This is a genomic window from Pseudomonas sp. GW823-FHT04A03 (assembly GCF_058796615.1).
On the sequence record NZ_JBXAIV010000008.1, the window covers coordinates 108485 to 120849 of the forward strand.

Below are 12365 nucleotides of genomic sequence, written 5' to 3' on the forward strand. Positions count from 1 at the left end.
TCCGCCCTCATGTCTCAGCCGATCCGCATCAAGGACCACGAAAAAGACGCCCGTCTGGTGCGTGGTCGCGTCGTGTTCGGTGCAATTGCGGTGGTGGCGCTGATCTGCGTGCTGATCGCGCGCCTGTATTACCTGCAGGTGATTCAGTACGAATATCACTCGACCCTGTCGGAAAACAACCGGGTTCACGTGCAGCCGATCCCGCCGACCCGTGGCCTGATTTTTGACCGCAACGGCGTGGTGGTCGCGGACAACCGTCCGAGCTTCAGCCTGAGCATGACCCGCGAGCGCTCCGGCGACTGGCAGCAGGTGCTCGACGTGATCGTCGAGGTCTTGCAGCTGACGCCGGAAGACCGGGTGATCTTCGAGAAGCGCATGCGTCAGGGCCGCCGGCCGTTCGAGCCGGTGCCGATCCTGTTCGAGCTGAGCGAAGAGCAGATCGCCCGGATCGCGGTGAACCAGTTCCGCCTGCCGGGCGTCGAGGTGGTCGCGCAACTGGTGCGTCATTACCCGCAGGGCGCGCATTTCGCGCACTCGGTGGGTTACATGGGGCGGATCAACGAGAAAGAGCTGAAGACCCTCGATCCGGTCAACTACAGCGGCACCCACCACATCGGCAAGACCGGCATCGAACGTTTCTATGAAGCCGAACTGCATGGTCAGGTGGGGTACGAAGAGGTCGAGACCAACGCCCGTGGCCGCGTCCTGCGCGTACTCAAGCGTACCGATCCGGTGCCGGGCAAGGATATTGTCCTGAGCCTCGACATCAAATTGCAGGAAGCTGCCGAGGCCGCACTGGGCGGTCGACGTGGCGCGGTGGTGGCGCTCGATCCGAAAACCGGCGAAGTGCTGGCGATGGTCAGCCAGCCGAGCTTCGACCCGAACCTGTTCGTCACCGGCATCAGCTTCAAGGCCTACGCCGAGTTGCGCGATTCGATCGACCGGCCGCTGTTCAACCGCGTGCTGCGCGGTCTGTACCCGCCGGGTTCGACGATCAAGCCGGCGGTGGCGATTGCCGGTCTCGATGCGGGCGTGGTGACGGCGTCGAGCCGGGTGTTCGACCCCGGCTACTACATGTTGCCCAACTATGATCACAAGTACCGCAACTGGAACCGCACCGGGGACGGCTTCGTCGACCTCGACACGGCGATCATGCGGTCCAACGACACCTACTTCTATGACCTGGCGCACAAGCTGGGCATCGACCGGTTGTCGGCCTACATGAACAAGTTCGGCATTGGCCAGAAGGTCTCGCTGGACATGTTCGAAGAATCCCCCGGCCTGATGCCGTCCCGCGAGTGGAAACGCGCGACCCGGCGTCAGGCGTGGTTCCCCGGCGAAACCCTGATTCTCGGGATCGGCCAGGGCTACATGCAATCGACCCCGCTGCAACTGGCCCAGGCCACGGCGCTGGTGGCCAACAAGGGCGTGTGGAACCGCCCGCACCTGGCCAAATCCCTCGAAGGCGTGAAACCGGTGGATGAGAATCCGATGCCGGACATCATCCTGCGCGATCCGTCGGACTGGACCAAGGTCAACCATGGCATGCAACAGGTGATGCACGGTGCACGGGGTACGGCGCGTAAAGCGGCGATCGGCGCGCAATACCGGATCGCCGGCAAGTCGGGTACGGCGCAGGTCGTGGCGATCAAGCAGGGCGAGAAGTACGACCGCTCCAAGGTTCAGGAACGCCACCGCGACCACGCTTTGTTCGTCGGTTTCGCGCCGGCGGATGACCCGAAAATCGTGGTGTCGGTGATGGTCGAGAACGGTGAATCCGGTTCCGGCGTCGCGGCACCGGTGGTGCGGCAGGTCATGGATGCCTGGCTGCTGGATCAGGACGGACGGTTGAAGGCCGAATACGCCAGCCCTATCAGTGCGGAGGCTACGGCCCGTGATGAATAATTTCGATCGCATGCTCTCCAGCGAGGATGTGATGCGTCGCCGCGCGACGCTGTTACAACGTTTGCATATCGACGGCCCGCTGCTGGTGCTGCTCTTGATTCTCGCGGCCGGCAGCCTGTTCGTGCTGTATTCGGCCAGCGGCAAGAGCTGGGATCTGCTGGCCAAACAGGCCACGTCGTTCGGCATCGGTCTGGTGTCGATGATCGTCATCGCCCAGTTCGAGCCAAGGTTCATGGCGCGCTGGGTGCCGCTCGGCTATGTGATCGGGGTGGTGCTGCTGCTGGTGGTGGACATCATGGGCCACAACGCCATGGGCGCGACCCGCTGGATCAACATTCCCGGGGTGATCCGCTTCCAGCCCTCGGAGTTCATGAAGATCCTGATGCCGGCGACCATCGCCTGGTACTTGTCCAAACGCACGCTGCCGCCGCAGCTCAAGCATGTCGGCATCAGCCTGCTGTTGATCGGCGTGCCGTTCGCCCTGATCGTGCGTCAGCCGGATCTCGGCACGTCGCTGCTGATTCTGGCCGGTGGCGCTTTCGTACTGTTCATGGGCGGGCTGCGCTGGCGCTGGATTCTCAGCGTACTGGCGGCGGCGATTCCGGTGTCGGTTGCGATGTGGTTCTTCATCATGCACGACTACCAGAAACAGCGGATCCTGACGTTCCTCGACCCGGAAAGCGATCCGCTGGGGACCGGCTGGAACATCATCCAGTCGAAAGCCGCCATCGGTTCCGGCGGCGTATTCGGAAAGGGCTGGCTGCTGGGCACCCAGTCGCACCTGGACTTCCTGCCGGAAAGCCACACCGACTTCATCATCGCCGTGCTCGGCGAAGAGTTCGGCCTGGTGGGCATCTGCGCACTGTTGCTGATCTATCTGTTGCTGATCGGTCGCGGCCTGGTGATTACCGCCCAGGCCCAGACGCTGTTCGGCAAATTGCTGGCCGGCGCACTGACCATGACGTTTTTTGTTTACGTTTTCGTCAACATCGGTATGGTCAGTGGCCTGTTGCCGGTGGTGGGGGTGCCGTTGCCGTTCATTAGCTACGGCGGAACTTCGCTGGTGACGCTGCTGTCAGCGTTTGGGGTTTTGATGTCGATCCATACCCATCGCAAGTGGATCGCACAGGTTTGAATAAGGTGAAGAGTTCAATGCAAGTAATGCGTGACTGGGCGACACGATACGCACCGTGGCTCGGCCTGGTAGGCATCCTTGGCAGCGCGCAGGAAGCGTTGGCCGGCGATTACGAAGGCTCGCCCCAGGTGGCCGAATTCGTCGGTGAAATGACCCGCGACTACGGTTTCGCCGGCGAACAGCTGATGGCCGTGTTCCGCGAGGCCCAGCGCAAGCAGGCGATTCTCGACGCCATTTCCAAACCCGCCGAACGGGTCAAACAGTGGAAAGAATACCGGCCGATGTTCATCACCGACGCGCGCATAGCCCGCGGTGTGGACTTCTGGCGTCAGCACGAGGCCACCCTGGCCCGCGCCGAGCAGGAATACGGCGTTCCGGCCCAGGTGATCGTGTCGATCATCGGCGTTGAGACCTTTTTCGGACGTAATACCGGCAATTACCGGGTGATCGATGCCTTGTCCACGCTGGGATTCGACTATCCTCCCCGTGCCGAATTTTTCCGCAAGGAACTGCGTGAGTTCCTGCTGCTGGCGCGCGAAGAGCAGGTCGACCCTCTGACCCTCAAGGGTTCCTACGCCGGGGCGATGGGTCTGCCGCAGTTCATGCCGAGCAGTTTCCGCGCCTACGCGGTGGATTTCGACGGCGACGGCCACATCAATATCTGGAACAACCCGGATGATGCGATCGGTAGCGTTGCCAGCTATTTCAAGCGTCACGGCTGGGTCGCCGGCGAGCCGGTGGTCAGTCGCGCGGATGTACGCGGTGAACAGGTGGATGAAGGCCTGACCACCGGCATCGAGCCGACGAAAACCGTCGGGGAGTTGCGAGCGCTGGGCTGGTCGAGTCATGATGCGCTGCGCGATGACATGCCGGTCACCGCTTTCCGCCTCGAAGGCGACAATGGCCCGGAATACTGGATGGGCCTGAAGAATTTCTACGCGATTACGCGTTATAACCGCAGCGTGATGTACGCCATGGCCGTACATCAACTGTCTGAACAGCTGGTACAAGCACGGGGCGTCAAGTAATGCGGGCATTGCCTATCAATAAACCCCTGAAGCTGGTGGCTTTCGCTGCGTTGGCGGTGCTGGTCGCCAGTTGTTCGACCAGCCGTTCGCCGAGCCAGAAGCCGACCACCGCCGTGCGTTCGCAGCCTGGCCTGGACATCAACCGGGCCCACAAGGATGGCGCGCCGTGGTGGGACGTCGACGTATCGCGCATCCCGGACGCCACGCCGACCCTGCACACCGGCCCGTACAAGGCCAACCCGTACACCGTGCTGGGCAAGACCTACTTCCCGTTGCAGGAGTCCAAGACGTACGTGGCCTCCGGCACCGCGTCCTGGTACGGCACCAAGTTCCACGGTCAGAACACCGCCAACGGCGAGGTCTACGACCTGTACGGCATGAGTGCCGCCCACAAGACATTACCGCTGCCGAGTTACGTTCGGGTGACTAACCTGGACAACAACCGTACGGTGATCCTGCGAGTCAACGACCGTGGCCCGTTCTACTCGGACCGGATCATCGACCTGTCCTACGCCGCCGCGAAAAAACTCGGTTATGCCGAAACCGGCACCGCGCGGGTCAAGGTCGAGGGCATCGACCCGCAACAATGGTGGGCCGCCAAGGGCCGTCCGGCGCCTTTGATGCTCAACGAGCCCCAAGTCGCGCAGAATAGCGCCCCGGTGATCACGGCCTCGGCCGGCACCGTCGAGCAATGGACTCCGCCGCCGCAGCAGCACGCCGCGGCCGTTGTGCCGGTTCAGCTCGATGCAAAAAAAAACGCTTCTGCACCAGCGTCTGGCCAGTATCTGCAGGTGGGCGCGTTCGCCAACCCGGACGCTGCAGAACTCCTGAGGTCGAAGCTCAGCGGGATGGTGAGCGCTCCGGTGTTCATCAGCTCGATCGTGCGCAATCAGCAGACCCTGCACCGGGTTCGCCTGGGACCGATCGGTTCGCCGGGTGAAATTGCCCAGGTACAGAACAGCGTGCGCCTGGCCAACCTGGGTTCGCCAAGTGTGGTCACCGAGTAAACGTAGGACTTGATTGACGGTTCACCAGCGATTGGGGGGTGAACCAGGTTGTTGGCTCGTCGAAGAACAAAAGCCCGGCAAGGGTGACTGGAGTGAGCAACTGAACACGCGATGGCCCGTTAGAAAGCCATCTGATTAATTTTGTCCGCAAGGACAGTTTCCATTAGCGATTTCGAGAGACGGATGAACATCACCACCTTTGCCAAACGCCTGTGTCTGCTAGTCCCGCTGCTCCTCTCGCCTGCCGCGTTCGCGGCCGAGATGATGCCGTCGCCACCACAACTGGCCGCCAAATCCTACGTGCTCATGGATGCCAACAGCGGCAACGTGCTGGTGGAGAACAACGGTGACCAGCGTCTGCCACCGGCCAGCCTGACCAAACTGATGACCGCGTACATTGCCACGCTGGAAATCCGTCGCGGCCAGATCGGTGAAAACGACCCGGTGACCGTCAGCGAAAACGCCTGGCGCACCGGCGGTTCGCGGATGTTCATCAAGGTCGGCTCGCAAGTCACTGTGAGCGACCTGCTGCACGGCATCATCATCCAGTCCGGCAACGACGCCAGCGTCGCGGTTTCCGAGCACATCGCCGGCAGCGAAGACGCCTTCGCCGACCTGATGAACAAGACCGTCGCCGATCTGGGCATGACCAATACCCACTTCATGAACCCGACCGGTCTGCCGAACCCTGAGCACTACTCGTCGGCTCACGACATGGCGATCCTGGCTCGCGCGATCATCCACGAAGACCCTGCTCACTACGCGATCTACTCGCAGAAAGAGTTCTTCTGGAACGGCATCAAACAGCCTAACCGCAACCTGCTGCTGTGGCGCGACAAGACCGTCGACGGTCTGAAAACCGGCCACACCGACGAAGCCGGCTACTGCATGGTGTCTTCGGCCGTACGTGACGGCATGCGCCTGATCGCCGTGGTGTTCGGCACCAACAGCGAAGTGGCCCGCGCCGCCGAGACCCAGAAGCTGCTGACCTACGGTTTCCGCTTCTTCGAAACCCAGACCTTCTACCAGAAGGGCACCGAACTGGCTCAGGCCCCGGTGTGGAAAGGCACTACCAGTCAAGTCAAGGCCGGCCTGGCACAAGACCTGACCATGACCCTGCCGAAAGGCCAGCTGAAGAAGCTCGCTGCCAGCATGACCATGAACCCGCAACTGACCGCGCCAATCGCCAAGGGTGACGTGATCGGTAAAGTCGAAGTGAAACTGGACGACAAGGTGGTGCACAGCGCCGACCTGATCGCCCTGGACGCTGTCGAGGAGGGTGGTATCTTCCGCCGCATGTGGGATAGCATCCGTCTATTCTTCTACGGCTTGTTCAACTGATTTGAGTTGACCTGCATGGCCCCGTTCCGGTCCGGAGCGGGGCCTTGTTCGTTACCGGGCTTACGCTTACGAGGCCGTTACGCCATGACCGATACCGAAGTAAAGGCGCCAAAGATCGAATTTCCCCAGGTTGATTATCCGGTTAAGGTGATCAGCGATACGGGCGTCGGCAACAAAGACAAGATCATCGACATCGTCAAGAAGCACGCCAAGATCAACGATGAGCGTGTCGACGAGCGTCAAAGCAGCAACGGCAAGTACACCACCATTCAGTTGCACATCGTCGCGACCGACCAGGATCAGCTGTACAACATCAACAGCGAACTGCGGGCTACCGGTTTCGTGCACATGGTGCTGTGATGCCGGGCACGCTGGGCTTTCGCGAGCTTGGCCAGATGGCTTACGAGCCGGTCTGGCAGGCCATGCAACGTTTTACCAACGAGCGTGGTACCGCAGCCCCGGACGAAATCTGGCTGGTCGAGCACCCGCCGGTGTTCACCCAGGGCCAGGCCGGCAAGGCCGAGCACCTGTTGCTGCCGGGGGATATTCCGGTGGTGCAGGTCGACCGCGGCGGTCAGGTGACCTACCATGGCCCCGGCCAACTGGTGGCGTACCTGCTGCTGGATGTGCGCCGACTCGGTTTCGGCGTGCGCGATCTGGTCAGCCGCATGGAGCGCTGCCTGATCGAACTGCTGGCCAGCTACGGCGTGACCGCCGTGGCCAAGCCGGATGCTCCCGGCGTCTACGTCGACGGAGCGAAGATCGCTTCTCTGGGTTTGCGGATTCGCCACGGTTGTTCCTTTCATGGCCTGGCCCTGAACGTGGACATGAACCTGGAGCCGTTTCGACGGATTAATCCCTGCGGCTATGCCGGGCTGGCGATGACCCAGCTGAGCGAGCACGCAGGATCGATTGAATTTGCCGAGGTAAGTGCCCGGCTGCGCGCGCAGCTCGTCAAACACCTCGACTATGCTGAGCAGACGACCCTGACGGGCGGAATCGACTGATATGACTACTGATGCAGTGCAAACCATGATCCCGACGCTCGACGTGACCGAGCGCCCGGCCCCGCGTCCCAAGGTTGAAGCCGGCGTCAAGCTGCGCGGCGCCGAGAAGGTTGCACGCATCCCGGTGAAGATCATTCCGACCACCGAACTGCCGAAGAAACCCGACTGGATCCGCGTGCGCATCCCGGTTTCGCCGGAAGTCGACCGCATCAAGAGCCTGCTGCGCAAGCACAAGCTGCACAGCGTCTGCGAAGAGGCGTCCTGCCCGAACCTGGGCGAGTGCTTCTCCGGTGGCACCGCGACCTTCATGATCATGGGTGACATCTGCACCCGTCGCTGCCCGTTCTGCGACGTCGGCCACGGTCGTCCGAAGCCACTGGACGTCAACGAGCCGGAAAGCTTGGCCATCGCCATCGCCGACCTGAAACTCAAGTATGTGGTGATCACCTCGGTTGACCGCGACGACCTGCGTGATGGCGGTGCCCAGCACTTCGCCGACTGCATCCGCGAAATCCGCAAGCTGTCGCCGAACGTGCAGCTCGAGACCCTGGTCCCGGACTACCGTGGCCGTATGGACATCGCCCTGGAAATCACCGCGGCCGAGCCGCCGGATGTGTTCAACCACAACCTGGAAACCGTGCCGCGCCTGTACAAGGCTGCGCGTCCGGGTTCGGACTACCAGTGGTCGCTGACCCTGCTGCAACGCTTCAAGCAGATGATGCCGCACATTCCGACCAAATCCGGCTTGATGCTGGGTCTGGGCGAGACCGACGACGAAGTCATCGAAGTGATGAAGCGCATGCGCGAACACGACATCGACATGCTGACCCTGGGCCAGTACCTGCAACCGTCCCGCAGCCACTTGCCGGTGCAGCGTTTCGTGCACCCGGACACCTTCGCCTGGTTCGCCGAGGAAGGTTACAAGATGGGCTTCAAGAACGTCGCGTCCGGCCCGTTGGTGCGTTCCTCGTACCACGCCGACGAACAGGCGAAACTGGTCAAGGCCGAGCTGCTCGGTTCCTGATTCAGCGCTGAATGAGAAAATGCCCGCCGGGGTTTATCGCCCGGCGGGCATTTTTTTGCCCGGCCTACACCCGTTACTGACTTTTCCTGCAATCTGCGGCGCGACCGGGCCTCTTCTGTTTGTCGCCGTTCCTGACTACTGTGTGAGCATGACTTCACACAGGGAGATCCATGGATGACCGTTCGACCGACCCACACCCTTTTTCCGCACAAGCCTGTGCCGGCGTTGCCGTCGGAAGGGCTGATAGGCGTCATTGCGCCAGCCGGCCCCGGCACGCTGGATACTGAAAAGGCCGTTCAGTGGATGCGCGCCCGGGGTTACGGTTTGCGGGTGTTCCCTGGCGTCTACGAGAAGGATGGCTATCTGGCCGGCAGCGACGAGGTGCGGCTCAACGATCTGCACGCGGCGTTCGCTGACGAAGAGGTGGATGCAATCATTTGCCTGCGCGGTGGCTACGGCACGCCAAGGTTGCTGGACCGGATCGACTACGACTTGCTGAGCCGCCATGCCAAGCCCTTCGTCGGTTACAGCGACATCACCGCGCTGCATCTGGCCATCAGTCGCTACGCCGGATTTGTGACCTTTCACGGGCCGTTGTTGAATGCCGATCTGCTGGGGGACAAGGAACCGCCGACAGTGACGTCGTTCTTCGCCATGCTGCGCGGTCAGTTGAAGGCCGGCAGTGTGCTGAGTCATCCGGCGGCTTATCCATTGACCACCGTGGAGCCCGGCATCGCCCACGGGCGTCTGCAGGGTGGCAATCTGGCGATGATCGCCGCGACCTTGGGCACGCCTTACGAAATCGACGTCGAAGGGGTGATTCTACTGATCGAGGACATCAACGAGCCGCTGTACCGGATCGACCGCTTGCTGACCCAGATGCGTCTGGCGGGCAAGTTGGCGAGATTGCGCGGCGTGCTGGTCGGGGATGTGGCGGGCGTGGATGTCGAGGCTTTGAACCGCTTGCTCAGGCAGACCTTTGAAACGCTGCGGATTCCGGTGCTGTCCGGCTGGCGCAGCGGGCACTGCGATCCGAACCTGACCTTGCCGCTGGGGGCGCTGGTTCGACTGGATGCAGGGAAGAAGGAATTGATGTTGGAACAGGATGTGGTGATTCGCTGACCGAGCCACAAAAAAAGACCGCCGCCTGAAGAGGCGGCGGTCTTTTTGTTTTACTGGTTACGCAGGCTTTCCAGCAGCTTGTGCGTCGGATAACCATCCGCCGGCCAGCCAAACGACTGCTGCGCACTGCGGATCGCCTTGCGCGTATTGGCACCGATGATCCCGTCTGCCGCACCAGCGTCGTAGTTGCGCGCGGTCAGCAGGTTTTGCAGTTCGATCCGTTCGGTGCGGCTCAACGGCAGATCGTCTTTTGGCCAGGCGCCATTGATCAGGCCGGCGCCATTGAAGCGCTCGGACAACAGGCTGACGGCCAGTGCGTAGGACGACGAGTTGTTGTACTTGAGGATCGCCCGGAAGTTATCGAGGATCAGGAACGCCGGGCCACGGTAGCCGGCCGGCAACAGCAGGGCGGCGGACAATTGCTCGGAGCCGGCCGGCACCTGGCCGCCGTTCGGCAGGATCACGCCCAGTTGCCGCCATTCGGCGACGCTTTTACGAATCGCGCCATCGGCCAGGGTGTAATTGAAACCGCTTGGCAGTTGCACTTCGAAGCCCCACGGCTGGCCACGCTGCCAGCCTGAGCTTTGCAGGTAATGCGCGGTGGAGGCCAGGGCGTCGGCCGGGCTGCCCCAGATGTCGCGGCGACCGTCACCGTCGAAATCCACGGCGTGGGTGTTGTAGGTGGTCGGGATGAACTGGGTCTGGCCCATGGCGCCGGCCCAGGAACCGAGCATTTTCTCCGGCGTGATGTCGCCCTGTTGCAGGATCTGCAGCGCCGCGATCAGCTGCGCGTGGGCAAAGCCCGGGCGGCGGCCTTCATAGGCCAGGGTCGCCAGCGAGTTGATCACCGACTTGCTGCCCTGGAACTGGCCGAAATTGCTTTCCATCCCCCACACCGACACCAGCGCCTGACGATCGACGCCATAACGCTGTTCGATGCTCTGCAGGATGTCGGCGTACTGGCTGATCAGCGCCTGGCCTTTGCGCACGCGCAGGGGCGAAAGGGCACCGTCCAGGTATTCCCAGACCGGCCGGGCAAATTCCGGCTGGCTGCGGTCGGCGCGAATCACGCTGGCATCGAAGCTGACATTGGCGAACGCGCGGTCGAACAGGTCGGCACGAATGCCGGCAGCCAGAGCTTCCTTGCGGAAACCGGCCTGCCATTCGGCAAAGGTCTGGGTCGGTTGCAGGTCGAGGTTGTCACCGGACGGCACTACCGGAGGGATGACCGCTGGGGCTGTGGCAACGGGGACGGTCTGAAGCGGTTGAGCGTCGGCGGCGGTGGGTTTTTCCGCGCAGGCGACGAGCAGTACGAAGCTGGAGGCAGCGATCAGTTGGCGGAAGGGCCAACGACGGGAAAGACTGAGGGGCATGCACAGGTCCAGGGGATACGAATCAGGTGCAGACCTTAACATGAGGAAGGGGTACTGTGCTTCAAGCGGCCAGAAAGTAAGAAGCCTCCCAGCTGTCAGACTGGAAGGCTTCGCGGCGGTAGCTGCCTTTACCCTTGGTTGGTCGTTCCTGGCGGCTGCGGAACAGGGGTTGGGCGACGATGGATTTGGCCTTGTTGTGGCCATGTTTCGATGGCTTTTTGCTCATGAGGATTCTCTCGATTGAGTGGAGTTTTGCGCGGCAGATAATCTGCCGATCTCGGGCGTCTGTCTATAGGACCGAGGGCGGGATGTTCTGTAGGAAATGGACTCGGTAAAAAAACGGGATCGCAGCGCGCGATCCCGGATTTCATTCGGCAGGCAATGTCAGACGCTGACCGGCCATCAGCAGCGCCAACCGGCTCAGGCTCATCCACGGCGAACCGGCCGCCTGGCCCTTGATCTGCGCATCGATGCGCTGGGCTTCGAGCAGCAACTGCGCCCAGCGTTGCGCCGAGTAGCGTTGCAGCGCCTTGCTCATCAGCGGTTTGCGCTTGTCCCAGACCGGCGGTTTAGCCTGACTGAAGCACTTGTCCAGCGGCGTGCCCTGACTGTATTGCAACGAGATATTAGCCAGCAGGCGCAACTCACGGGCCAGGGCCCATAGGATCACCGGCGGCTCGACCCCTTCACCGCGCAGCCCTTCGAGCATGCGCAGGGCGTGAGCCGGTTCACCGTTGAGCACCGCGTCGGTCAGGCCGAATACGTCAAAACGCGCACTGTCGGCCACGGCCGCCTGCACGGTTTCGACGGTGATCTGCCCGCCCTCGGCCATCAGCTTGAGCTTTTCGATCTCTTGCGCAGCGGCCAGCAGGTTGCCTTCGACCCGCGCGGCAATCAGCTCGACCGCGTCCTGACTGGCCGACAATCCGGCCTGGGACAGACGCTGACGAATCCAGCTCGGCAGTTGGTTGGCGTCCACCGGCCAGATCTGCACGAACTGGGTCTGCTGACCCTCGACCAGCGCCTTGCCCCACTTGGTCTTCTGCGCGCTGCCATCCAGCTTCGGCAGGCTGATCAACAGCACCGTGTCTTCTGCCGGGCGCGAGCAGTATTCGATGAGTGCGGCAGCGCCCTTGTCACCGGGCTTGCCCGACGGCAGGCGCAGTTCCAGCAAGCGCTTTTCGGCGAACAGCGACATGCTGGCGCCGGCCTGCAGCAACGTGCCCCAATCGAAATTGGCGTCGGCGGCGAAGACCTGGCGTTCGTCGAATCCTTGCTGACGGGCAGCGGAGCGAATGGCGTCGGCAGCTTCCTGGCACAGCAGCGGGTCATCGCCGCTGATGATGTAGACCGGCGCAAGGGCGCCTTGCAGGTGTTTGCCGAGTTGGGCGGGAGCGAGCTTCATAAGAGAGGGCGAACGGGG

12 protein-coding genes are annotated in these 12365 nt (G+C 62.2%); 9 read left to right on the forward strand and 3 right to left on the reverse strand.

From position 1 onward, the window contains the following. Window positions 1-9 precede the first annotated feature (9 nt). From mrdA to AC1Q9F_RS20245, 9 genes are all read left to right on the forward strand, one after another. The gene (gene mrdA / locus AC1Q9F_RS20205; protein WP_007958656.1) at window positions 10-1905 is read left to right on the forward strand and encodes a penicillin-binding protein 2; all 1896 of its coding nucleotides are present in this window, start codon (window positions 10-12) and stop codon (window positions 1903-1905) included. A gap of 31 nt (window positions 1906-1936) precedes the next feature. Then, window positions 1937-3040 carry a rod shape-determining protein RodA gene (gene rodA / locus AC1Q9F_RS20210; protein ID WP_052026248.1) on the forward strand — a complete coding sequence of 368 codons (1104 nt, stop codon included), beginning with the start codon at window positions 1937-1939 and terminating at the stop codon, window positions 3038-3040. A gap of 17 nt (window positions 3041-3057) precedes the next feature. Continuing rightward, window positions 3058-4068: a lytic murein transglycosylase B gene (gene mltB / locus AC1Q9F_RS20215; RefSeq protein ID WP_007958658.1), complete on the forward strand. Its 1011-nt coding sequence runs from the start codon at window positions 3058-3060 to the stop codon at window positions 4066-4068. Further along, the gene (locus AC1Q9F_RS20220) at window positions 4068-5075 is read left to right on the forward strand and encodes a septal ring lytic transglycosylase RlpA family protein (RefSeq protein ID WP_127800096.1); all 1008 of its coding nucleotides are present in this window, start codon (window positions 4068-4070) and stop codon (window positions 5073-5075) included. The genes mltB and AC1Q9F_RS20220 overlap by 1 nt, the downstream gene beginning before the upstream one ends. 183 nt (window positions 5076-5258) lie before the next feature. Beyond that, entirely contained in the window at window positions 5259-6416 is a 1158-nt protein-coding gene (locus AC1Q9F_RS20225) for a D-alanyl-D-alanine carboxypeptidase family protein (RefSeq protein WP_007958662.1), read from the forward strand. A gap of 84 nt (window positions 6417-6500) precedes the next feature. After that, window positions 6501-6776 carry a DUF493 domain-containing protein gene (locus AC1Q9F_RS20230; RefSeq protein ID WP_007958664.1) on the forward strand — a complete coding sequence of 92 codons (276 nt, stop codon included), beginning with the start codon at window positions 6501-6503 and terminating at the stop codon, window positions 6774-6776. Next, the gene (gene lipB, locus AC1Q9F_RS20235; protein ID WP_108563334.1) at window positions 6776-7423 is read left to right on the forward strand and encodes a lipoyl(octanoyl) transferase LipB; all 648 of its coding nucleotides are present in this window, start codon (window positions 6776-6778) and stop codon (window positions 7421-7423) included. The genes AC1Q9F_RS20230 and lipB overlap by 1 nt, the downstream gene beginning before the upstream one ends. Window positions 7424-7448: 25 nt before the next feature. Then, complete coding sequence (gene lipA / locus AC1Q9F_RS20240; RefSeq protein ID WP_162130488.1) at window positions 7449-8447, forward strand: lipoyl synthase; 999 nt, start codon at window positions 7449-7451, stop codon at window positions 8445-8447. A 174-nt stretch (window positions 8448-8621) separates the two neighbouring features. Then, window positions 8622-9569: a S66 peptidase family protein gene (locus AC1Q9F_RS20245; protein WP_492620766.1), complete on the forward strand. Its 948-nt coding sequence runs from the start codon at window positions 8622-8624 to the stop codon at window positions 9567-9569. A 50-nt stretch (window positions 9570-9619) separates the two neighbouring features. Here AC1Q9F_RS20245 and AC1Q9F_RS20250 read toward each other — a convergent pair whose 3' ends face one another. The 3 genes from AC1Q9F_RS20250 to holA all read right to left on the reverse strand — a co-directional run bounded on the left by AC1Q9F_RS20250 (window position 9620) and on the right by holA (window position 12347). Beyond that, window positions 9620-10942, reverse strand: a complete 1323-nt coding sequence (locus AC1Q9F_RS20250) for a lytic murein transglycosylase (protein ID WP_492620765.1) — start codon at window positions 10940-10942, stop codon at window positions 9620-9622. 61 nt (window positions 10943-11003) lie between these two features. Next, window positions 11004-11168 (reverse strand): alternative ribosome rescue factor ArfA, encoded by a 165-nt coding sequence (gene arfA, locus AC1Q9F_RS20255; protein ID WP_007958672.1) that lies wholly within the window; start codon window positions 11166-11168, stop codon window positions 11004-11006. A gap of 141 nt (window positions 11169-11309) precedes the next feature. After that, complete coding sequence (holA, locus tag AC1Q9F_RS20260; protein WP_007958673.1) at window positions 11310-12347, reverse strand: DNA polymerase III subunit delta; 1038 nt, start codon at window positions 12345-12347, stop codon at window positions 11310-11312. Between the last annotated feature and the right edge of the window lie 18 nt (window positions 12348-12365).